Origin of the sequence: Agrobacterium rosae (genome assembly GCF_002915175.1) — a bacterium.
GTDB lineage: Bacteria > Pseudomonadota > Alphaproteobacteria > Rhizobiales > Rhizobiaceae > Agrobacterium > Agrobacterium rosae.
Map to the genome: position 1 here is coordinate 195877 of NZ_NXEJ01000001.1, position 21509 is coordinate 217385.

20 protein-coding genes and 1 tRNA gene are annotated in these 21509 nt (G+C 56.1%); 4 read left to right on the forward strand and 17 right to left on the reverse strand.

Annotation, left to right across the window (positions count from 1 at the left end; genetic code table 11):
- Positions 1–28 precede the first annotated feature (28 nt).
- A complete protein-coding gene (locus CPJ18_RS00995; RefSeq protein ID WP_103656655.1) occupies positions 29–853 on the forward strand; it encodes a tetratricopeptide repeat protein in 825 nt (274 codons plus the stop codon).
- Between the two features lie 60 nt (positions 854–913).
- On the opposite strand, the gene CPJ18_RS01000 is transcribed toward CPJ18_RS00995, so the two are convergent.
- From CPJ18_RS01000 to CPJ18_RS01040, 9 genes are all read right to left on the reverse strand, one after another.
- On the reverse strand, positions 914–1900 hold the full coding sequence (locus tag CPJ18_RS01000; RefSeq protein WP_077119642.1) for a type II secretion system F family protein: 987 nt from the start codon (positions 1898–1900) through the stop codon (positions 914–916).
- A gap of 10 nt (positions 1901–1910) precedes the next feature.
- Positions 1911–2915: a type II secretion system F family protein gene (locus tag CPJ18_RS01005; RefSeq protein ID WP_103656656.1), complete on the reverse strand. Its 1005-nt coding sequence runs from the start codon at positions 2913–2915 to the stop codon at positions 1911–1913.
- Positions 2916–2985: 70 nt separating this feature from the next.
- A complete protein-coding gene (locus CPJ18_RS01010; RefSeq protein ID WP_103656657.1) occupies positions 2986–4458 on the reverse strand; it encodes a TadA family conjugal transfer-associated ATPase in 1473 nt (490 codons plus the stop codon).
- A 39-nt stretch (positions 4459–4497) separates the two neighbouring features.
- Positions 4498–5787 (reverse strand): CpaE/TadZ family protein, encoded by a 1290-nt coding sequence (locus CPJ18_RS01015; RefSeq protein WP_103585216.1) that lies wholly within the window; start codon positions 5785–5787, stop codon positions 4498–4500.
- Positions 5788–5824: 37 nt separating this feature from the next.
- On the reverse strand, positions 5825–6514 hold the full coding sequence (locus CPJ18_RS01020; RefSeq protein WP_407026451.1) for a CpaD family pilus assembly protein: 690 nt from the start codon (positions 6512–6514) through the stop codon (positions 5825–5827).
- 5 nt (positions 6515–6519) lie between these two features.
- A complete protein-coding gene (locus CPJ18_RS01025) occupies positions 6520–8112 on the reverse strand; it encodes a type II and III secretion system protein family protein (protein ID WP_103656658.1) in 1593 nt (530 codons plus the stop codon).
- Positions 8109–8918 carry a Flp pilus assembly protein CpaB gene (gene cpaB, locus CPJ18_RS01030; RefSeq protein WP_077102239.1) on the reverse strand — a complete coding sequence of 270 codons (810 nt, stop codon included), beginning with the start codon at positions 8916–8918 and terminating at the stop codon, positions 8109–8111. The genes CPJ18_RS01025 and cpaB overlap by 4 nt, the downstream gene beginning before the upstream one ends.
- A 129-nt stretch (positions 8919–9047) precedes the next feature.
- The gene (locus CPJ18_RS01035) at positions 9048–9560 is read right to left on the reverse strand and encodes an A24 family peptidase (RefSeq protein WP_103656659.1); all 513 of its coding nucleotides are present in this window, start codon (positions 9558–9560) and stop codon (positions 9048–9050) included.
- A gap of 98 nt (positions 9561–9658) precedes the next feature.
- A complete protein-coding gene (locus tag CPJ18_RS01040) occupies positions 9659–9847 on the reverse strand; it encodes a Flp family type IVb pilin (RefSeq protein WP_103656660.1) in 189 nt (62 codons plus the stop codon).
- Positions 9848–10343: 496 nt separating this feature from the next.
- On the opposite strand from CPJ18_RS01040, the gene CPJ18_RS01045 reads away from it, so the two are divergent.
- Positions 10344–10685 carry a pilus assembly protein N-terminal domain-containing protein gene (locus CPJ18_RS01045; RefSeq protein ID WP_103656917.1) on the forward strand — a complete coding sequence of 114 codons (342 nt, stop codon included), beginning with the start codon at positions 10344–10346 and terminating at the stop codon, positions 10683–10685.
- 166 nt (positions 10686–10851) lie between these two features.
- Here the strand turns inward: CPJ18_RS01045 and CPJ18_RS01050 are convergent.
- The 4 genes from CPJ18_RS01050 to CPJ18_RS01065 form a co-directional block, all read right to left on the reverse strand.
- Positions 10852–10938: transfer RNA gene (locus CPJ18_RS01050), tRNA-Leu, on the reverse strand.
- A gap of 147 nt (positions 10939–11085) precedes the next feature.
- Positions 11086–11397, reverse strand: a complete 312-nt coding sequence (locus CPJ18_RS01055) for an Rdx family protein (RefSeq protein WP_103656918.1) — start codon at positions 11395–11397, stop codon at positions 11086–11088.
- 87 nt (positions 11398–11484) lie between these two features.
- Positions 11485–12003, reverse strand: coding sequence for a GNAT family N-acetyltransferase (locus CPJ18_RS01060; protein WP_103656661.1), 519 nt, complete (start codon positions 12001–12003; stop codon positions 11485–11487).
- Positions 12004–12021: 18 nt separating this feature from the next.
- Positions 12022–12600 carry a helix-turn-helix domain-containing protein gene (locus tag CPJ18_RS01065; protein WP_153366847.1) on the reverse strand — a complete coding sequence of 193 codons (579 nt, stop codon included), beginning with the start codon at positions 12598–12600 and terminating at the stop codon, positions 12022–12024.
- A gap of 198 nt (positions 12601–12798) precedes the next feature.
- Here CPJ18_RS01065 and lepA point away from each other — a divergent pair, with 198 nt between their 5' ends.
- Positions 12799–14637, forward strand: coding sequence for a translation elongation factor 4 (gene lepA / locus CPJ18_RS01070; protein WP_167397817.1), 1839 nt, complete (start codon positions 12799–12801; stop codon positions 14635–14637).
- 154 nt (positions 14638–14791) lie between these two features.
- Here lepA and CPJ18_RS01075 read toward each other — a convergent pair whose 3' ends face one another.
- Positions 14792–15109, reverse strand: coding sequence for a hypothetical protein (locus CPJ18_RS01075; RefSeq protein ID WP_077119618.1), 318 nt, complete (start codon positions 15107–15109; stop codon positions 14792–14794).
- 87 nt (positions 15110–15196) lie between these two features.
- Entirely contained in the window at positions 15197–16615 is a 1419-nt protein-coding gene (locus tag CPJ18_RS01080; protein ID WP_197710889.1) for an aminotransferase-like domain-containing protein, read from the reverse strand.
- 104 nt (positions 16616–16719) lie between these two features.
- Between CPJ18_RS01080 and CPJ18_RS01085 the strand changes: the two genes are divergently transcribed.
- On the forward strand, positions 16720–17598 hold the full coding sequence (locus CPJ18_RS01085; RefSeq protein WP_103656664.1) for a DMT family transporter: 879 nt from the start codon (positions 16720–16722) through the stop codon (positions 17596–17598).
- Here the strand turns inward: CPJ18_RS01085 and CPJ18_RS01090 are convergent.
- Positions 17595–18689 (reverse strand): glycoside hydrolase family 25 protein, encoded by a 1095-nt coding sequence (locus CPJ18_RS01090; protein WP_077119941.1) that lies wholly within the window; start codon positions 18687–18689, stop codon positions 17595–17597. The two genes, CPJ18_RS01085 and CPJ18_RS01090, sit on opposite strands and share 4 nt — an antisense overlap.
- 227 nt (positions 18690–18916) lie before the next feature.
- The gene (locus CPJ18_RS01095) at positions 18917–21430 is read right to left on the reverse strand and encodes a methyl-accepting chemotaxis protein (protein WP_167397802.1); all 2514 of its coding nucleotides are present in this window, start codon (positions 21428–21430) and stop codon (positions 18917–18919) included.
- Between the last annotated feature and the right edge of the window lie 79 nt (positions 21431–21509).

Sequence of the window (21509 nt, forward strand, 5' to 3'; positions counted from 1 at the left end):
GATTAAAACCCAGAGCCGGGGCAATGTCATGATTGCTGTTTCCAACATTTCAGCCCGCCAAAGGACTTTGCTTCGCGGCGTATGCGCAGCGGCGCTCGCCCTTGCTCTCGCCGGATGCTCCACCAATAAGCCGGATCGTATGTCGACGGGGTCCATCCCTACGGTGTCGCATTCCTATGATCAGATGAACATGGAACAGTTGCGGCAGGCGGAAGCTTCCACCGGAAAGGCCTATGCCAGCAATCCGAAGGACCGCAATACCGGCCTCAACTACGCCAATCTGTTGATGATGACGGGCAAAAACAGCCAGGCACTTGCCGTCATGCAGCAAGTCGCGATCGCTTATCCTTCCGACCGCGAAGTGCTCGCATCCTACGGCAAGGCACAGGCCGCCGCCGGACAGTTGGAGCAGGCGCTCAACACCATCAATCGCGCGCAGACGCCGGACCGACCGGACTGGCGTCTCTATTCTGCAGAAGGAGCCGTACTGGACCAGCTGGGCCGATCGAGCGAAGCACGAGCCAAGTACCGTCAGGCGCTGGATCTGAAGCCCAACGATCCCACCATTCTGTCCAATCTCGGCATGTCCTACGTGCTTCAGAGCGACCCTCGCACAGCCGAAACCTACATGCGCTCCGCAGCCTCTCAACCCGGTGCCGATAGCCGGATCAGACAGAATCTTGCATTGGTGGTGGGCCTTCAGGGGCGTTTCGAAGAGGCGGAACGCATTGCCATGCAGGAACTGTCCGCCCAACAGGCTCAGGCCAACCTGACCTATCTGAGAAGCATGCTGTCACAGCAGAACGCGTGGTCGCAACTCTCCGACAAGAACAAGAAAACAGCTGCGAACTGATTGATGGATGCGAGATAAACGCAAGGCGGCCTTACTGGCCGCCTTTTTTGTTTGAACGCCTCAGAACGAGTCGGAAACGCGGATGCCGGCAGGGCCGAGAATAACGGCGATCAGTACGGGCAGAAAGAACAGGATCATCGGCACGGTAAGTTTTGGTGGCAATGCCGAAGCTTTCTTTTCCGCCTCATTCATGCGCTCGTCACGGCCTTCCTGCGCCAGAACACGCAGCGCCTGAGCCAGGGGGGTACCGTAACGCTCCGCCTGAATAAGCGCCTGTACCACGCTTTTAACCCCTTCCAGCTGCGTGCGAAGCCCAAGGTTTTCGAGGGCGGTCCGCCGGTCCTGCAGGAACGAAAGCTCTGCCGTCGTCAGCACCATTTCCTCGGCAAGGGCAGGCGATTGGTCGGCCATTTCTTCGGCGACACGACGCATGGCGGCTTCCATCGAGACACCCGATTCCACGCAGATCAGCATCAGGTCCAAGGCGTCGGGCCATGCGCGTTTGATGGATTTCTGGCGCTTGGACATCTGGTTGGAAACAAAGATATTCGGCGCGTAAAAACCCAGGTAACCAACGACGAGAACCACCATCAGGCGTACGCCGAAGGGCCGCTCTGGCAGGTTTCCCATGACGAAAACCCACAGAAAGGCCAGTGTGAGAAAGATGAATGGAAGAATAAACCGTGCGGCCAGAAACGTGTTTAGCGCGTTCTGCGATCGATAGCCGGCAGCCCGCAGCTTGTTGACGGTATTCGCGTCGATCAGCGCCTCACGCAGGTTGAAGCGCTCGACGATCCGCGTTGCCGATTTGTTGTTGGTGGCGCGCAGTGATGTCTTGCTGCCCTTGGCGACCTCGTTCATGCGGTCGCGTTCCCGGCTTCTGATCTGGTCTCGCTCCGTGGACACAGCCTTCATGCGCTTATCCAGATCGCCCTTTTCGAAATAGGGAATGGCGAGCGTATAAAACGTCGCAAACACGGCGACGGAAACGAGAATGGCGATGATGAGGTGCGGGTTGGTCATGCTGGATATGAGTTCTTGCGACATGCTTTCCGCCTCAAATATCGAAGTTGATCATCTGGCGCATGACGACGATACCGATGGACATCCAGATTGCCGAGGCACCCAGAATGAGATGGCCACGCGGATCGGTAAACAGCACCATGATGTAGTCCGGCGAGGTGAGATAGACGAGCGTCGCCACGATGAAAGGAAGAGCGCCGATGATGACGGCAGATGCTTTTGCCTCCATCGAAAGGGCGGCCACCTTGGCCTTCATCTTGCGCCGTTCCCGCAGCACCTTGGAAAGGTTTGCCAGCGCTTCGGAAAGGTTGCCGCCTGCCTGTGCCTGAATGGTGATGACGGTGCCAAAGAAGTTCACCTCCGGCAAAGGCATGGTCAGCATCATGCGGTTGATCCCTTCCGGGATGCTCATGCCCACCTGTTGTGCTTCAACGACCCGCTGGAACTCGCTTTTGATCGGCTCCTGTCCATCAGACGCAATCAACCGAACGGAATCGTTCAGTGGCAGACCGGATTTGATGGAGCGATACATGACATCGAGCGCGTTCGGAAACTCTTCAAGAAACTTGTTCTGCCGTCGTTTGACGAGAAACCCAAGCACCCAACGGGGCAAACCGAGTGCGCCGACGATGCTCCCACCCAGTGCCAAAAGGAGAGGTGCCCCGTAAAGCAAGGCAACCAGAAACACCGCAAGCCCCATGCCACCACTGATCACATGGAATTTTCGCACAGACATGGTGAGGCCAGCCTGAACGAGCCTGCCACGCACACTTTTGTCTTTTCTGTCCTTGTTTTTTTCTGTCTGCTTTTTTTCAAGATCTTTCAGGTTATCCTGTACGGATTTGCGCCGCTTACTCAGTTCCTGAACGCGGTCGCGTGCGATCTTGATCTTCTCTTTGTCGGTTTCAGCGGCTTTCACACGGCTGACACGGCTTGCGGTTTTCTTCTCGACCTCGATCTGCGGGAACAGGAAGACATAGGCCATCGCTCCTGCCGAAACGGCGACGAGAATCACAAGCAGCATCACCGTCATGTTCATTTGCTATTCCGCCTTGGCCTGAGAGCGACGACGTCTTCGCGACGTCAGAATAAAACTCCCACTCACTACTTTATTGAGACTTGCTTTCCATTTCATCGAGCGCTGCGGCAAGTCGCTTTTCCTCGTTGAAATAGCGTGCGCGATCCCAGAAATGCGGTTTGCTGATACCGGTTGAGACGTGACGGCCGATGATCCGGCCATTGGCGTCTTCTCCGTCCATTTCATACCGCATCAGATCCTGAGTGATGATCACGTCGCCTTCCATGCCGAGCACCTCTGTCACCTGCGTGATACGGCGTGAGCCGTCACGAAGGCGCGCAGCCTGAATGACGATGTCCACGGACGAGGAAATGATTTCCCGCACGGTTTTTGCAGGCAGGGTGAAGCCGCCCATGGCAATCATCGATTCCATTCGGCTCAAACACTCACGTGGCGTGTTGGCGTGGATGGTGCCCATGGAGCCATCGTGACCGGTGTTCATGGCCTGCAACAGGTCAAAAACCTCGGGTCCGCGCACTTCACCGACGATGATACGTTCCGGGCGCATACGCAGGCAGTTCTTGACGAGATCACGCATGGTAATTTCGCCTTCGCCTTCGATATTTGGCGGACGCGTTTCCAGGCGCACCACATGCGGCTGCTGAAGCTGAAGCTCGGCGGTGTCTTCGCAGGTAATGATGCGTTCAGTCTTGTCGATGTAACTCGTCAGGCAGTTGAGAAGCGTGGTCTTACCAGAACCCGTGCCGCCGGAGATGACCACGTTGCAGCGAACGCGCCCGATGATTTGCAGCAGCACGGCACCCTCGGGCGTGATCGCACCGAAGCGCACCAGCTGGTCGAGCGTCAGCTTGTCTTTCTTGAACTTTCGGATCGTCAGTGCCGGGCCATCTATGGCGAGCGGCGGAGCGATGACGTTGACACGCGAACCATCCGGCAGACGAGCATCGCAGATAGGGCTCGATTCATCCACGCGGCGGCCAACCTGGCTGACGATGCGCTGGCAGATGGACAGAAGTTGGGTGTTGTCACGGAACCTGATATCGGATTCGATGGTCTTGCCGCCGACTTCAATGAAAACCTGGCCGGAGCCATTGACCATGATGTCGGCAATGTCGTCGCGAGCCAGAAGCGGCTCCAGCGGACCATAACCGAGAACGTCGTTACAGATGTCTTCCAGCAGCTCTTCCTGCTCGGAAATCGACATCGCGAAGTTCTTGATCGTGATGATATCATTGACGATATCGCGAATTTCCTCGCGCGCGCTTTCGGTGTCGAGTTTGGCGAGCTGCGACAGATCGATTGTGTCGATCAGCGCGGAAAACACCTGCGACTTGGTCTGGTAATAGTCATCTGTCCGCGTTCGCTTGCGCGATTGGGGTGCCGCTGGACTTGACGACGCCGCAGCTGGAGGCGGCGCAAGAACCAGCGTGTCTGCCGCGTCCAGACGTGGTGTTGCCATAGCAGGCGACGGGGCAGGGATGGATGCCACCTGCCCGGTATTCTGGCTTTTTGAAAAGCCCTCGTTGCCGCGTTTTCCGAACATTTGTTTCTTCCGGTATGTCGCTAGAGGCGCGAGACGCGCTTACTTGCGTTTGATCAAGTCCATGAATTTGCCAAGGCTTGCACGTTTCGCCTTACGAACGGAGGATCGACCCGTCACGACGTGAGCGATCTGCGAGAAGGTTTCGGCAATGGGAGATTTCGCATCGATTTCGCTGATCATGCGTCCGCTATTGGCCGCATTACCAAACAGCTGCACATCAAAGGGAATAATGGCGATGGGCTCTATTTCCAACGGCTCGAAGAAATCGGCAGGCGCGATCTCAGGGCGCTTCAGCATGCCGACCTGGTTGAGCACCAGATGCGGAACCTTGTCATTGGGTCTCAGCTTCTTCAGCGCATCCAGAAGGTTTTTGGTGTTTCTGAGATTGGCAAGATCCGGCACTGCCGTAATCACCACTTCGTCTGCCGCCGCAAGCACGGTCTGCGTCCAGTCCGACCAGATATGGGGAACGTCCAGAACGGCGACAGGTGTGCTGCGTTGAAGGAGATCGAGCAGAGGCTGGAATGCAAGCCGCTCGAAATCGTAAGGCCTATCCAGAAGGGATGGGGCAGCAAGCAGGGAAAGATGCTGGGAACATTTGGTCAATAGACGATCGAGAAAGACCTCGTCCAGGCGCTCCGGTGCATATACGGCTTCTGCGATGCCCTGCGCCGGGTCCTGATCAAAATCGATATTTGCGGTACCGAAAGGCAGGTCGAGATCGGCCAATATGGTCTCGGTCGAAAACAGGCTTGAAATGCCGAAGGCGCAATTGTGGGCAATGGTGGAGGAACCGACGCCGCCTTTGGCACCGATAAAAGCGATGTTGCGGCCTAGTGGCTCTGCCTCGGGATCAACGAAAATCGCGGAGATTGACGCCAGCAAATCCGGCATTTTAACGGGCGCAACCAGATATTCGGAAATACCATTGCGGATAAGGTCGCGGTACAGCGCGATATCGTTGTGGCGACCGATAATGATGACGCGGGTGGTGGGATCACAGACTTCCGCAAGCGGTGCCAGGTCGTTCAGCAGATTGGATGGTTCGCGCGCTGTTTCGAGGATGATCAGGTTGGGCGTCGGGCTGGACGAAAACATGGTCGCGGCGGCTTCGACTTCGCCATTGGTAACACGCAGGCTGACCTTGTTCATACGACGGTCGCCGGACAAACGCTCCATCAGGCGCTGCATGCTTTCACTTTCGCAAAAGGCGTGGATCGAGATGCGCGGCAGGGGCCGCAGGTCATCCAGATCTCCCATGCGCAAAGGCTCTTCGGAGTGAAGTTCGTCCGGATTTGCGTGTTGAATATCGTAGTTTACCGGGCTCATTGTGTTTCCTGTTGCCGCATGCGTTGCGTGCTGGACGTCATTCTGTCGTTGCCGTGGTCTTGCCTGCACGATAATTGCCGATCACCACGGAGCGCCGTTCCGCATCGATCGGGCTCATGCCGCGCGGTCCGACAAGGTCCATGGGATTGGCTATCTGCGCAGCCAGATTGTTCTGAGAGGCGCAGCCGAAATTGTACCAGTTCTTGTTGGAATAGGTGTTGTCGGACAGGTCTTCCGGCCATTGTCCGCACTGCCCCGTCATCGCGGTGACGGCAATGTAGCTCAGCCTGATCGGAGCTGCATCGCCCGAAGGTGCCGCCCGGTAGGGGACTTCCACGATCTTTGCCGCTGGTATGCCTGAAGATGCAAGGGTCGCGCGGATATGACGTTTGAGGATGGACGCCGCAGCGGAATTCGCAGACCCCGTTGGCACCTGAATTTGAACGACACCTGATGATGTCGCGGCATAGCTTTGGGCAAAGCCCTTGATGTTGTCGGCCATGCCCACGGTCAGGCGGTTGTCGCCCGCAGACACCGGGATATCGAGCGAATGCTGCGCTTCGGAAAGCGTGATCGGGTGGCGAGTGCGGTAGTCGTCAGGAATGGCACCCGTCGACATAGGGTCGCGTGCACAGCTTTGCGCCAGCGCGGCAGTCGTCAACAGCGCGAGAACAAGTCCGGTGCGACGGATGGAAGGACGGTGGGCGAGCGGTTTCATCTGATGCATCTTTGTCATTTGTAGATAAACCCTACCGAGCCCTGATAGGGCTGTGTGTGAGCCTGCTGCTTGTTGCCGTAGACCTTGTTCACCCGGTTCATGAAATACATGCCGGCATCATTGTCCGGGTTAAAATTATCGTCCGGCCGCGCGATTTCGTTGCGCGACACGGGACGAACGAGATAGGGCGTGGCGATGATGACCAGTTCAGTTTCGTTGCGAATGAAGTCCTTGCTTCGAAACAGCGTGCCGAGAACCGGCACTTTGGAAACACCCGGTATGCCGGACATTGCCTGGCGTACATTGTCCTGCACCAAACCAGCAATGACGATGGAACCGCCCGATGGAAGTTCCACGCTGGTGGAGGCTTCGCGCTTGCGGATCGACAGATAAGTGCTGCCGGGAACGCTAATGCTGCTACCGTTACCGGTCACGGCGCTACCCTCATAGGTAGGCTCCGAGACATTTGTTTCAATTTTTAGGCTGATGCGACCGGGCGACAGAACCACGGGCCGAAAATTCAGCTCGATGCCGTAGTTTACCGTGTCAGTGGTACGTGTAACAGTTGGTTTTCCAGTGGTGTCATCGATGGCCACCTCCTGCTCGGCAGGCAGGCGGAATTCGCCGCCGACGTAGAATTTCGCTTGCTCGCCTGAAATGGCGGTGAGGCTAGGCTCAGCCAGCGTTCGCATCACGCCTGCCTGTTCCATGGCATTGAAATAGCTACCGAGGGTCAACTTGCCGATGCTGCCGGCAATGTTTCCAGTGCCTGCAAGCCCGATTGCGTTGCCAAGGTTCGACGGATTGGAGAATGAGATGCGCCCGCCCAAGTCACTGCCCGAGCCGCTGATGGAGCCGTTAAAGCCGAGCTGTTTCAGAACCTGTCGGCTGACCTCGGCAACGGTGACCTTCAACGTCACCTGATCTTCGCCCTCGATCGTCAGCATATTGACGATGGATGATTGCTGACGGTCTTCGGCAAAGATGGCGACAGCCCCGTCACCATTGCTCTGGCTGGTTTCGGTAATATTACGTGTGGTCGCCTCACCACCCTTCAAGAAAGCGGATGCCAGCTGCACGGCACGCGCTGAATCCTGTGGCGTACGGACCGTTCCCGAAAGAACGATATTATCGGAGACGATTTCGACGCGAATATCCGATTCCGGAATAAATCGGCGCAAATTGGCTTGGAGACCGGAAATATCGCGTTCAACTTCCAGATCAAGGCTGACGATTTCCTGTCCCTGATCACCGAAGATGAAGATATTCGTTTGGCCGACCGCCTTGCCGAACAGGTAAATCCGTCGCGAACTGCGCGTTACGGCATCGGCCATGCTGGGGTCGGCAACGAGAATATCATGCGCATCTTGGGGCAGGTCGATGACCAGCGCCTTGTTCAAGCCCAACTTCAACCGCTTGCGAACACCTTGACCGCTTTCGTTGATCCGCACGATGCTGGCGCTTTGTGCCAGCGCCTCATGCGTCGAAAATCCGAAAGGTGCGTTCATTCCAGGAAAGCCGGAAAATGCGATGCAAAACGCCACTCCGCCCGTGACGGAAGAGCGCATCATTTTTTTCAAGCCGGTGAGTGCGTGAAATCTGGTCATTGTGACGACCCTCCTTGTCCATCCCGGACAATTGAGCCGGATTTGATCACCTGAATTGCCGGTCGTCCCGAGCCGCCGCTCAAGAGGTAATTGGCCGATGTGGTGTCGCTGTCCTGAGCATCGGCAACTGAGCGCAGGGAAAGCGTCAAGCGGTCCGCCATCTGCTGCGCCACAATCATGATTTTTGCCTGCTCAGGCGTCAGTTCCAGCGTTGCGGTTGCACCAACGACAGCGGTCGTGCCGTCTTCGCCTTCCTTGATCTGCTGGTCGATGGCGAGAACACGGACATTGTTGAGAACGTTTTCAGTCAGAAAGCTTCCCGCATCGCCCTTGCGAACCATGATCACGTCGACACGGTCATTGGGCAACACGAAGCCACCGGCACCCGTGGCGACGGAAATCTCCGTGGCCACGGCGCGCATGCCCGCTGGCAAAAGAGCAGACATGATGCGTGTGCTGGAATCGACCACCTTCTCCGGCCGTAGCGGCTCGCCCTCGAACAGTGGCAGGCGCACGACAGAGCCAGTAAGCTCAGTTATGGCGTCGGGCCGTTTGGTTTCGGTTACGAAATTGTCGTTGATGCTGCCCTGCGGCCACGCTGCCCACCGAACAGAATCGGCGCTCAGGCGGCTTCCCACTGGCAGATTTACCGAGGAAACCAGCACGTTGACCGTTGGCTCTTTCTGGATGATGGCTTCCGCCTGTTCGACGACCTGCTGAGGGCCGCCAAGCTGCATCGCCAGCAAACCGGCAAGACCGGCGGCAACGACAGCAACGGAAAGTATGATGACACGCGACGGCTTCATGCTTGGCCCTTGAAAGAGTCAGAATCTCTGATCTGAACCTTGTCCCGCCATTGGTGTAATTATGGTTAATAAAATCTGTCGCATCGTGGTTAATGAGAAATAAACAACACGATTATTTAAAATGCGACTTTAAAGCATGTGCTGCATCGCGAGTTGCACGATTGGTGCCTCGGGGTAGGTCAGGAGGCCGCCGATGGCGATGGCAATGCCGTATGGGATTTTTTTTGCGACGAGCAGGGAGTCTGGGATGGGCAGGCCGCTCGCCATGATCTCCTGCGAGTGCGAACGTAACATCAAGATAGCGACTGTTAGCAGGCCCCCAACAACCGCAACACTTAGGATGAATAGTGCCAAAGACACATTAAATCCAAACCATATAGCTGACACTGAAAGAAGTTTTGCATCCCCACCACCCATTATATTGAGTGCGAAGAGTGCGAAGCAAATCGAAAATACAATAAGTCCACCAGCCAAATTCATTCCGAGCGTATGCCAGTCTAGGCCGATAAAAGGTGCAACGAAAATAAACGAAAGAAAAAGCATTACGGAGACACGATTTGGAATTGTCATGGTGAAAAGATCAGAAATCGCCGCCAAGGCGAGCCCCATAGGAAAAATCAAAAATATCGCTCCAGCAACCATTCTTATTTCCTAGTCCCTCGGCTTTTTTGATAAATCGGAAATCAAAATGAAAAGCCGCCCAATTCTGGGCGGCCGTCATTCGACGATGCCCAGGACTTTTACTGTCCAGATGTGGTTTTTGCTGTAGTCATTTTTGTTCCGATGTTCGTGAACAGTGCGCTGAGCTGTGTGCCGACGACACCAGCACCAGCTATAATGCCCACGGAAATCAAAGCTGCGATCAAGCCGTATTCGATGGCGGTCGCGCCGGACTCGTCTTTCATGAAGCGAGCGAAAATGTTTGTCATGCGGGTTCTCCTAAACTCTTCGTTTGTTGTTCAGCACGCCGACAACTGTTTTCCGTTGTTCGGTTGAGCTCAAATTACAGAAGGTCGATTTCCAACGACTTAAAAAATCTCGTTAAAATTGGGTTAATGAAGGCTGAAATTGAGCATAGTAAACAATAGATCAAAGTAGAAATTCAATATTTATATACCGTCTCGAATCCTTATTCTTCTAAGGTTCCTAGTCGCGCTTATCGCTCGGAATGCGTTCGAAAACGGTGCATTTTCCTGTTCTATTATGGCGCATGGCATGAAATGGCTCATCGATATGTGCCGCACCTTATCGGCGTGATGCCATAATGGGATTCATGCTTAACGCTTCATTCACCAATGCCGCGCATGGTGATTTTTGATGAAGTGTGTAACGAGTGAACCAAGGCTGCCCACATCCATGCTGTCCGTTTCTATAGCTAGAATTGCTGCGACCTTGACGGTGCTTATCGCAACGTCAGCACCGATTATGGCTGCAGACAGCGATATGTTGCGCGTGTCTATGAACCACGCCCGCGTCCTGAAGCTTGATCGCCCTGTCAGCAAAGTCATCATCGGCAACTCAAAGGTTGCGGACGCGACAGTTGCAGACGCCACCACCATCGTCCTCACCGGTCGCAGTTTCGGGACCACAAATCTGGTTCTTCTGGACGCTGATGGCAACGCCATCGTCGATGAGCGGGTGCTGGTATCGATCGACGAAGGCAACACGGTCCGCGTTTTCCGTCAGACAGCCCGCACGGTTTTATCCTGCACCCCGAATTGCGAAGAACACTCCCCCAACGAAGGCGCGGCCGCCAGCGGTCAGTGATATCTTCTAGCGTCTTCTGGATGTTGGATGCGATCGTGCGAGGCTGAATCAACAGTCACATGCAAGCGCTGAACGCAATGCGCAACACTCGATCGCCCCCAAGGGCGATGCTTTTTTATATGAAATTTCAGGTAAGTTATTGATCTGGCTAAGATCAAAAATGGAATGGTGCCCAGAAGAGGACTCGAACCTCCACACCCTTTCGAGTACCAGCACCTGAAGCTGGCGCGTCTACCAATTCCGCCATCTGGGCGACGAGGAGCGATGTACGGGGACAGCCGTCTGGTGTCAACAGCCATTTTTAAGTTTTGTGACGATCTTTGATTTTTCAGCAAAAAAATCGAAAACGGTCATCCGCGCATGCGTTGCCTAGACCTCGGCTGACGTCCAAAAGCAAGAATCAGCTATCCAGACCCTCGTTCTTGGAGCGATCCAAATGGCCGAGGTCGCGGTCTGGGTCGATGATGTCTCGTACACGTTGTTTGAGTTCTTTGGGTCCGGGGAAGCCGCCGTCGCGTTTGCGTTCCCAGATTACATGACCGTCCACCAGGATTTCGAAACGTCCGCCGGTGGCAGGCACGAGCGTCACTTCTCCTAAACTATCCGAGAAGGTTTGCAGCAACTCCTGCGCCATCCAAGACGAGCGCAGGAGCCAATTGCATTGGGTGCAGTAAATGATGGAAATGCGTGGCTTGGCTATTGCGTCTGTCACTTGGATCCTCATCGTTTGTCTGGTTGAAACGATCAGGACATGTTTCTTCAGCAAGCAGATGTTTGCAAGTGTTGATATCCGGGAGTGCTAGCCGATCCGTTTGTAAAACCATGTCGTGTCGCAATAACGGCCATCGGGATGCATCGCATAATCCGGAATGACACCCACGCGTTCCCAACCAAATCGAGGGTATATCGCTTCGGCTTCGCTACCGGTCGCCGTATCCAACACCAGAAGCGTCCTACCGAGGCGGGCGGCCTCGGCTTCCACGCGGTCCATCAGTTTGCGCGAAAGACCAAGCCCGCGAGCAGAGCGATGGACCAGAAGTTTCATCAGGTCGCCCCGGTGCGGCTGGTTGGGTTTGGAGGAAAGTCCCACCTGCACGGTGCCAACGACTTTGCCATCCACTTCTGCTACCACATGGATCGTGTTGCCTTTGTCTACACTCTTCGCGACATCTTGCCATAAGTCTGTCGCGTCGGCTGATGTGAAGGGCAACATGAAGCCCACAGACGCGCCGCCATTGACGCAGTCGGATAAAATTTCGCAAAGATCGGGCAGGGCGGCCAAGGTTTCCTCGCCGTTCAGCATGCGGATAACAGTCATTTGAAACTCCAGAAAATGTCAGCGCTTGCGCTGGTCCAGCACCACCGCATAGCGGGCAGGGAGGTCAGAGGGGTTGTGGAATGTGTGGCCGTCGCCAACCGGCATGAAAAGGCAGTCGCCTGAGGTCATCCGGTGCACCTGATTGCCTGTCGTCATCTCAAGGTTTCCCTCAAGCAGCCAGATATATTGCGTCATGCTCTGGCTTGCAGCATGCGGTGGAAAGCTGACCTTCGCATGGGGTGGGAGATTCACTTCGACAATATCGACGTCGGAACCAACACGGGGAGGTGAGACCGCACGTCGCACGTAGCCGGTATCAGGGTCCTGCCACGTCGGTTGGTCCTGTTTTTTAACGAGCGGCGAAATCGCATCTTCATTTTCTGCAAAGAAGCCCGAAAGCGAAAGCCCAAGTGCAGCGCAAATCCGCGCCAGAAGTGCTGCGGTTGGGCTGGCTTCGCCGCGCTCTATGCGCGAAATCATGGCGCGGCTAACCCCGGAGGCGTTGGCGAGTTGGTCGAGCGTCAGATTGCCTTGCGTTCGCAGATTTTTGATGCGTTCAGCAATGGAGCGCTCAAAATTGTCATTTTGATTTTCCATTATGTGAGAGTAATAATCTCATATGGTGGAGTCAATATCCACGATGATAGAAATTGCGATCTAAAAGATCAGAATTAAGCGCCGAAATCGACCATATCCCTCATCTCGTTGCCGCGCGCGCTCGGTTGCTGGTTGAAAAAGCCCAACTTAAAAGGCTTTTAACCAAATTCCCGCTTTTCCAGCGCAAAGGCCCCTGCTATAGCGCGGGGCATGAGCACAAATTCGACCCGCACCCCGCTTGACCATATCCGCAACTTTTCCATCGTTGCCCATATCGACCATGGCAAATCGACGCTAGCCGACCGGTTGATCCAGTCGACGGGCGGCCTTGCCGAGCGCGACATGTCCGAGCAGGTGCTCGACAATATGGATATCGAGCGCGAACGCGGCATCACCATCAAGGCACAGACCGTGCGCCTACATTACAAGGCGAGTAACGGCGAAATCTATGTGCTGAACCTCATCGACACCCCCGGTCACGTCGACTTCGCCTATGAAGTCTCCCGCTCGCTGTCGGCCTGCGAAGGCTCGCTGCTGGTGGTGGATGCATCCCAGGGCGTAGAAGCGCAGACGCTGGCCAATGTCTATCAGGCCATCGATAATGACCACGAGATCGTTACAGTTCTAAACAAGATCGACCTGCCAGCCGCAGAGCCGGACCGTATTCGCGAACAGATCGAGGAAGTCATCGGCATCGATGCGTCTCAGGCTGTTCTGATCTCAGCCAAGACCGGCCTTGGCATTCCTGATGTTCTGGAAGCCATCGTGCACCAGTTGCCGCCGCCGAAGAGCGAGCTTGGCGAAAAGGGCCCGCTAAAGGCCCTGCTGGTCGATAGCTGGTACGACACCTATCTCGGCGTCATGGTTCTGGTGCGCGTGCTTGATGGCGTGCTGACCAAGGGCCAGACCATCCGCATGATGGGCACGGACGCGAAATATCAGGTAGAGCGCGTCGGCGTTCTGACCCCTAAGATGGTGGCCGTCGACAGCCTCGGCCCTGGCGAAATCGGTTTCATTACAGGATCGATCAAGGAAGTGGCCGATACCCGCGTCGGCGATACCATCACCGAAGACAAGCGCCCCACCGCGCAGGCTCTGCCGGGCTTCAAGCCTGCCCAGCCGGTCGTGTTCTGCGGCCTGTTCCCGGTCGATGCTGCCGATTTCGAAGATCTGCGCGCCGCCATGGGCAAGCTTCGCCTCAACGACGCATCCTTCTCCTTCGAAATGGAATCGTCCGCTGCTCTCGGGTTTGGTTTCCGTTGCGGCTTCCTCGGCCTGCTGCATCTCGAAATCATTCAGGAACGCCTCGAGCGCGAATTCGATCTCGACCTCATCGCAACCGCCCCTTCGGTGGTCTATCAACTGACGATGACGGATGGCTCCGAGCGTGAATTGCACAACCCGGCTGACATGCCCGATGTCGTCAAGATTTCCGAAATCCGCGAACCATGGATCAAGGCAACCATCCTGACGCCTGATGATTATCTCGGTGGTATCCTGAAACTCTGTCAGGACCGCCGCGGCGTCCAGACGGAACTCACCTATGTCGGCAAGCGCGCCATGCTCACCTATGAGCTGCCGCTCAATGAAGTCGTCTTCGATTTCTATGACCGCCTGAAATCCATTTCCAAGGGCTATGCCTCTTTCGATTACCATCTCGATGGTTACCGCGAGGGCAACCTCGTGAAGATGTCGATCATGGTCAATGGCGAACCGGTTGATGCGCTTTCCATGCTGGTTCACCGCACCGCTGCCGACAAGCGCGGCCGCGATATGTGTGAAAAGCTGAAAGACCTCATCCCCCGCCACATGTTCAAGATCCCCATTCAGGCGGCCATCGGCGGCAACGTCATCGCCCGTGAAACGATTTCGGCTATGCGTAAGGACGTGACCGCCAAATGCTACGGCGGCGACGCGACTCGTAAGCGCAAACTTCTGGACAAGCAGAAGGAAGGCAAGAAGCGCATGCGCCAGTTCGGCAAGGTGGATATTCCGCAGGAAGCCTTTATCGCAGCGTTGAAGATGAGCGACGATTGATCTTGTCCCCGGGCTTGATGCGTATAAACTATGCGCATTAAAGCCGGAGGTTGCCATGACATCGAAAGTTTTTTCCCTCCAAGGGTTTTGATCTCAACAAAAAACCGCCTGCCCAAAGGCAAGCGGTTCTTCAATCACCTAACAACCTAAGTTGTTATGGCTGTGTCGACGTGCCACCAGTTGTCGGCGAAGCCGGGGCAGCGTTGTTGGTCGGTGCTGCTGGCGTCATCGGGGCAGGCGCTGGAGCCTGATCGGTGACGGCGGGTGGTGTTGTAGACGATGTCGTGGTCGGATCAGTTGTCGATGGGGCGCTCATCTGCATCCAGATGAAGCCGCCGACCAAGAGAACGGCGATTACCGCAACCCATGGAGCCCAGCCAGCAGACTTGCGGGCCGCTTCCGGCGTCGTGCGCAGTTCTGGACGGTCTGGACGAAGATTAGGGTCACGTGGAAGATTTGGATCGAATGTCATGGTGTTTTCTCCTCTCTTACTATGGGGAGAAAATGCGATTGTGCTTAATTGGTTCCAGAAATCTATAAATGGTAAAAACTGGTAGGTCTAAGATGTCGTGCGCGTCCTATCGATCGCTTCCCTCAAAACCTCCGTCAGTTTGGGGTCGTCGCACTGCGAAACGTTGAACCGCATATGTGTCGATGCGGTGTGTGACTGGCTGAAAATATTGCCCGGTGCCAAAACCACGTTTTTTAAAAGCGCATGACGTGCGACCGCCGCTGCATCGACCCCATCAGGCAAGCTGCACCACAGAAATATCCCCGATTGCGGTTCGATCCATGGCGTGATGCCGAGCCCGCGAAGCCTCGCATCTGTTTCCAGTCTTGCTCTGGACAGTCGCACTTTCACGGCCTCAATGTGACGCCGGTAGCTGCCATCTTTCAATGCGGCCAATACAACTGCCTCACAAAGCTGGTTGCCGGAAAAATTCGTGGCGATCTTCAAGTCGGTCAACGGATCGATCCAGCGCTGCGGTGCCGCGATGTAGCCGCAACGGACGGATGCCGAGAGCGTCTTGGAAAAGCTGCCGATCTGCACGACGCGGTTCAGACCATCGAAGGCCGCAAGTCTTGGCGCTTTTTGATCTTCGAAATCGGCAAAAATATCGTCTTCTATGATCGTCAGTCCGGCCCGTTCTGCCAGCATCAACACCCGATGCGCTGTAACAGGGGAAAGAACCGCACCGGTTGGGTTGTGGATTGCAGAATTGGTGATGTAGAGGCGAGGCTGATGCTCGCTTAGCGCCTGTTCGAACAGCGCGACATCAGGCCCTGAAGGCGTGTAGGGCACGCCGATGATCTTCACCCGGTGGGCGCGCAGCAGAGCGTGGAAATTGAAATAACAGGGGTCATCGACCAGCACGGTCTGTCCCGGCTCCAGCAGAAAACGGCAGAGCAGATCGATAGCCTGTGTGCCGCTGTCGGTCAGCATGATGTGCTCCGGCGCAGCGTGCACACCATTTTCCGACAATCGCCGTGACAGCAGTTTCCGCAGTGGCAGAAGTCCAAGCGGGGTGCTGTAGTCGGTCAACAGATATGGGTCGGCACGCGCCACGCTGCGCATAGCACGACGTATCGCTTCTTCCGGCATCCATGAAGGTGGCATCCAGCCACAACCGGGCTTGATCATGCCATCTTGCCCATCCAGCGCCAGGCGCGAGACCCAGAATGGATCAACCGCACGGTCGAGCTTCGGGCCTATTTCGGCGAGTGAGAGAGGAGCCAGAGCGGCCGCCACATAAAATCCCGATCCCGGCCGGGAGTGGATGGTGCCCTCCGCCACTAGTCGCTCATAGGCTTCGACGACGGTCGAGGTCGAGACCAGCATTGTCTTTGCGAAGGCGCGAACGGATGGAAGCTTTGCTCCCGGTGCAAGGATACGTGCAGAAATACGCTTGCGAATTTCCACCATCACGCTGTTGATGCGAGGCGCGTTATCGTGAATTTTGTTCGAGGTCACATCCATCCGTATTGCTCTTTATACCATAACGGTTTTACAAAACTGTACCGTACTGTCTCTGTCTGCACCATCCATTCCAACTCATAAATCCATCGAAATGGAGCATTGAAATGGATAGGCAGTTGGCTGGTTGGGTGAGCGGTTTTGTGGGCGTGGTTATTTTCAGCGGCTCGTTGCCTGCAACACGTCTAGCGGTCACGGGTTTCGATCCCGTGTTTCTGACCCTTGCGCGGGCCAGTATTGCCGGGTTGCTTGGGCTCGCGTTGCTCGTGGTCTTTCGACAGAAGCGGCCTGCGCGCGCCGATCTCGTGTCGCTGGCCATCGTTTCGCTGGGTGTCGTGGTCGGCTTCCCGCTGCTGACAGCCATGGTGTTGAAGCATATGACCTCGGCCCATTCCGTCGTCTTCATTGGTCTGCTGCCCTTGGCGACGGCAATATTTGCCGTGCTGCGCGGAGGCGAGCGACCGCGTCTCGCTTTCTGGCTTTACTCATGCCTAGGCAGTGCATTGGTCGCCGGTTTTGCGATGACGCAGGGCGGTTCGGCATCGCTGACCGGTGATCTGCTGATGCTGGCAGCCATCGCTCTTTGCGGGCTGGGTTATGCCGAAGGTGCTGCCCTGTCGCGCAAGCTGGGCGGTTGGCAGGTCATTTCGTGGGCGCTGGTTCTTTCCCTGCCAGTCATGCTGCCGCTGGCGCTTTTCACCATGCCTGCTTCGTGGAGCAATATCGCCGGTGCCGCCTGGGGCGGACTTGTCTACGTGTCTCTGTTCAGCATGCTGATCGGATTTATCTTCTGGTATCGCGGTTTAGCGCTGGGCGGCATCGCCGCCGTTGGCCAATTGCAACTGCTTCAACCCTTCATGGGTCTCGTACTGGCAGCAAGCTTGCTGGGCGAAACTGTCAGCATTCCCATGCTGCTGACAACGCTTGGCGTCGTGGCCTGCGTCGTCGGCGCAAAGAAATCGTCTCAGAAGCCGCAGCACCGTTAGCCGTTGCCGCGACGCGATGTCCAGCGGCTCCAGCTTTCCTCGCTACCGCTGAAGACGTTGAGGTCGATCTTGCCTTCGACGCCATGGGACAGGCCTGAGCCGGAATATTGCCAGAACAGCCATTTGCGGTCCGGATAAACCTTGGACGGATGCTGAGCCACGGCGCGCAGCCAGAACGGATAGTTCAGGAATTCGCCCGACAGGTGGTCCTTATAGAAATCCGGTGCCGTGTAGATGATCGGTCGCTGGCCATAGTGGCGTTCCAGCATATCCATGAAGACCTGCATCTTTTCCAGCACCTTGGCGCGGGGCAGGCGCATCTTGCAGCTGGATTCGCCGTTATATTCCACGTCGATGACGGGTGGCAGCGCATCCGGGTCACGCGGCACGTTGCGAATGAACCAGTCCGCCTGGTGGCTTGCCGGGCGGCACCAATAGAAGAAATGGTAAGCGCCGCGCCGAACGCCTGCAGCCTTTGCGCGGTTCCAGTTTGTCTTGAACATTGGGTCCAGATGGTCGCCGCCATCTGTCGCCTTGATGAAGGCAAAGTTCGCGCCGCGTGATCTCAACCGTTCCCAATCGATATTGCCCTGCCAGCGCGACACATCGACGCCATGAACGGGGAAATGTCGAGGCGTAACCCTGCCGAAATTGATCGGTTTGGCATCGCTGAAGTTGGACCGGAAGATGCGTGAACGCACCGCAGGCCCGGCATTGATCGCGGGTGCGGCCGCCATGGCCATCTGCACCGACTTTTCATCCGGTAGGCCAACACCCGCTTGTGGCGACATTGAAGTGTCGATCTGGGGCACGGCGCGGCGGGGTGCGGCTTGTTGATCCACAGCAGCAAAGGCTTTCGGTTCCTCTGGAACCGGTCCACCCCAAGCCAGAACCTTCTGAGCAGGTTCTGGACGAAGCCGCGCTTGCGTTTGGCCAACACTTGCCTGCGGCACCGGTGCCGAGGGCGTTACCGAACTCGTGGTCTCCTTGGAAGGGATGCCAGCCATCAGACCTTCCGGTCCAGAACTGGATGTACAGCCCGTGATGGATAGGCAGGCTAGAATAATGGCTGGCACTGTCGATCGATGCATGAGAACCCGTACGCAAAACAGACGGGCAAGCACAAAATGCACCACCCTGGGACCGTGAAAAAAGATGACTAACGACAAATTATCAAAAAAGGCTGAATCCAATCTTTACGATCGGAAAATGATAAAAAACGTGAGCTGACGTTTGCGTGAGATTATGGTGAGCATGACAGCAAAAAGCGCGGACGAAGCCGCCCGCGCTCGAATTTGAATTTTCAGTCGTGTAATGGTCAAGCAGCGCGACGGTGATCCCGGCGGCTATCCTGTGTGCTATCGAGACGGAACTGCTCCAGCAGACCCAGCAACTGATCCGTCTCTTCGTTCAGTTGCTCGCTGGCGGCACTTGTCTCTTCCACCATCGCTGCATTCTGCTGCGTCAACACATCCACTTCACCAACGGAGCTGTTGATTTGCTGCATGGCAACCGACTGGTCCTGCGAAGCCTGCGTGATCTGTTGAACATGCTCACTGACATGGGAGATTTGCGTGCCGATCTGGGCCAGCGCTTCGCCCGTTTGGCTCACGAGGCTGGACCCCGCAGCAACCTCCTTGTTGGAGACGGCAATCAGTTGACGGATTTCCTTGGCTGCTGCGGCTGACCGTTGCGCCAACTCACGCACTTCATGGGCAACGACGGCAAAGCCCTTGCCCGCCTCACCGGCGCGCGCCGCCTCGACGCCCGCATTCAGGGCCAGCAGATTTGTTTGGAACGAAATGGAATCGATCACCTCGGTAATGTTGCCAATGGTCTTCGATGCATTCTCGATCCGCTCCATGGCAGAAATCGCATTGCCGACGATGACAAGTGAATCGTCGGTGTTGCGGCGTGTCTTGTCGACAATGGTGTTTGCTTCGCGGGCACGGTCCACCGCATTGCGCATGTTGGAGTTGACCTCATCCACGGCGGCTGCCGTCTCCTCCAGCGAAGCGGCCTGACGTTCCGTGCGGCGCGCCAGATCAACGGCGGATTCCGACATCTGCTGGGCATTTCCGCGAATAGCGCCGACGTTTTCAAGAATGCCGCCGATTGTCTCGCGCAGGCGCAGCATGGACTGGTTGAAGTCGACGCGCAGCTGCTCGAGGCGGTCGCTGAATGGTGTATCGATGGTGGTGGAAATATCACCTGCGGACAGACGCTCCAAGCCACCGGCCAAGGCGGTAACGGCAAACTGGATTTGGCGGTCCAGCTCTTTACGCTCGGCATCGTTGGACTGACGCTGCGCCTCGGCAGAGGCGCGCTGTTCCTGCGTGGAGGCTTCAAGTCGAATGCGCTCTTCGGCATTTTCCTTGAACACTTCTAGCGCCCGCGCCATGTCGCCAATTTCGTCGTGGCGGTTTTTGCCGGTGAGCGGAATGTCGATATCGCCCTTGGCCAGACGTTTCATGGAGCCGACAATCCCGAGGATCGGGCCCTTAAACGTCATGACCAGGCCAATGCCGGCAAAGATAGCGACGAAGACGCCGATAACCATGGCAGACAGCGAGATGCCATCCGCCTTGCTGCGCTCGGTATCGGCAGCCGTGCGTTGTTTCTCAGCAAAACTCGTCAAGCTGGCCCAAACGTTGCGGATCTCGTCTTCCGCCATGCGGAATGCGACCTGGCGCTGCTGCGACATGGCGAACAGGTCTGCCGATGCGCGATCCAGCTTTGTTGCCATGGCGTCAATCGACCCGGCGCTCTTGCGCGTCGCCTCAGACATCGTGCTGTCGCCCATCATCTCGCCAGCAGAGACGTTCAGGCGGAAGGCGACATCCCTGAATTTCTCCAGCGACGGCTTGGCAGGGGCGGCAACAAAGCCTGCCATTTCAAGTTCCAGATTTTTGGCATCTTCGGCAATCTGCCGTGCGGTGGCAAGAAACGCCGTTGCCTGTTCGATAGGCTGGTCCAGCTTGCCGAAAACCTCGGTCGCCTGTCGGGATTTCACGGTGGCAAAACCCTGAAGGCGAATGGTGGAGGGGCGCATAAGATTGACCACGCGGTCGATCGCGCCAACTGTCGCGTCGTTGACGATGCCGATATCGAGCTGCGCGCGGATCTGGGTCACGCCCTCGGCCAACTGCTCGATAATCATTTTCTGATCGACCGAGGCTATAGCGACGAGTTCCTTGGCGGTTGTTTCCAAACTGCCGATCGCAGCCTTCACAACGGCGGTCTTTTCCTCCGGCGATGTCACCCTGTTGAAATCGGTGACGACAGTGGCGATGAGATTTGCACCGCGATTGAGTTTGTCGGCCTCGCGCAACAGCAACTTTGCCTTGGTCTCGTCGGTCTGCAGCGTATTTCTAATGTTGGTCGCATTCGCCAGAAGGCCGTTCAGTTCCTTCTTGATGACCGAAAGGTCTGCATCCATGCCCGCGCGGAGTGCCTGCTCCTTCTGATGACTCGACCACAATTCATCGACTTGGTTGGTGATGATTTTAGTCCGGTCGATAGCATCTTTTATTTCAGTGGAATCGCCATCTTCCGTCGCGCGCAGGAAGTTGGCCTGCTCCGCAAGCTGGCGGTGCAGGGTGGCCCGCGTTTCATCATTAGTGTTGTTAAGAAACGATGTCATGCCACCATATACTTCCTTGAACCCCGTCAAGGATTGAAGGATGGTGTTGGAAACATCCATGCGGCTTTGCAGCAGGTTTGATGCATACAAACCCGAAAATCCGACTGCAAGAATACTTGCGACGAATGGCGCGATGAACACGATGACTTTTGTTTGTATCTTAAAACGCGCGAGCAGATTATCGATCATCATTTTTTCCCCAAAGCCTTTTTGTGACTTTCAATTCTTTGCAGCCGAAAAAAACAGCGTACTTTGACTTCTGCAACTG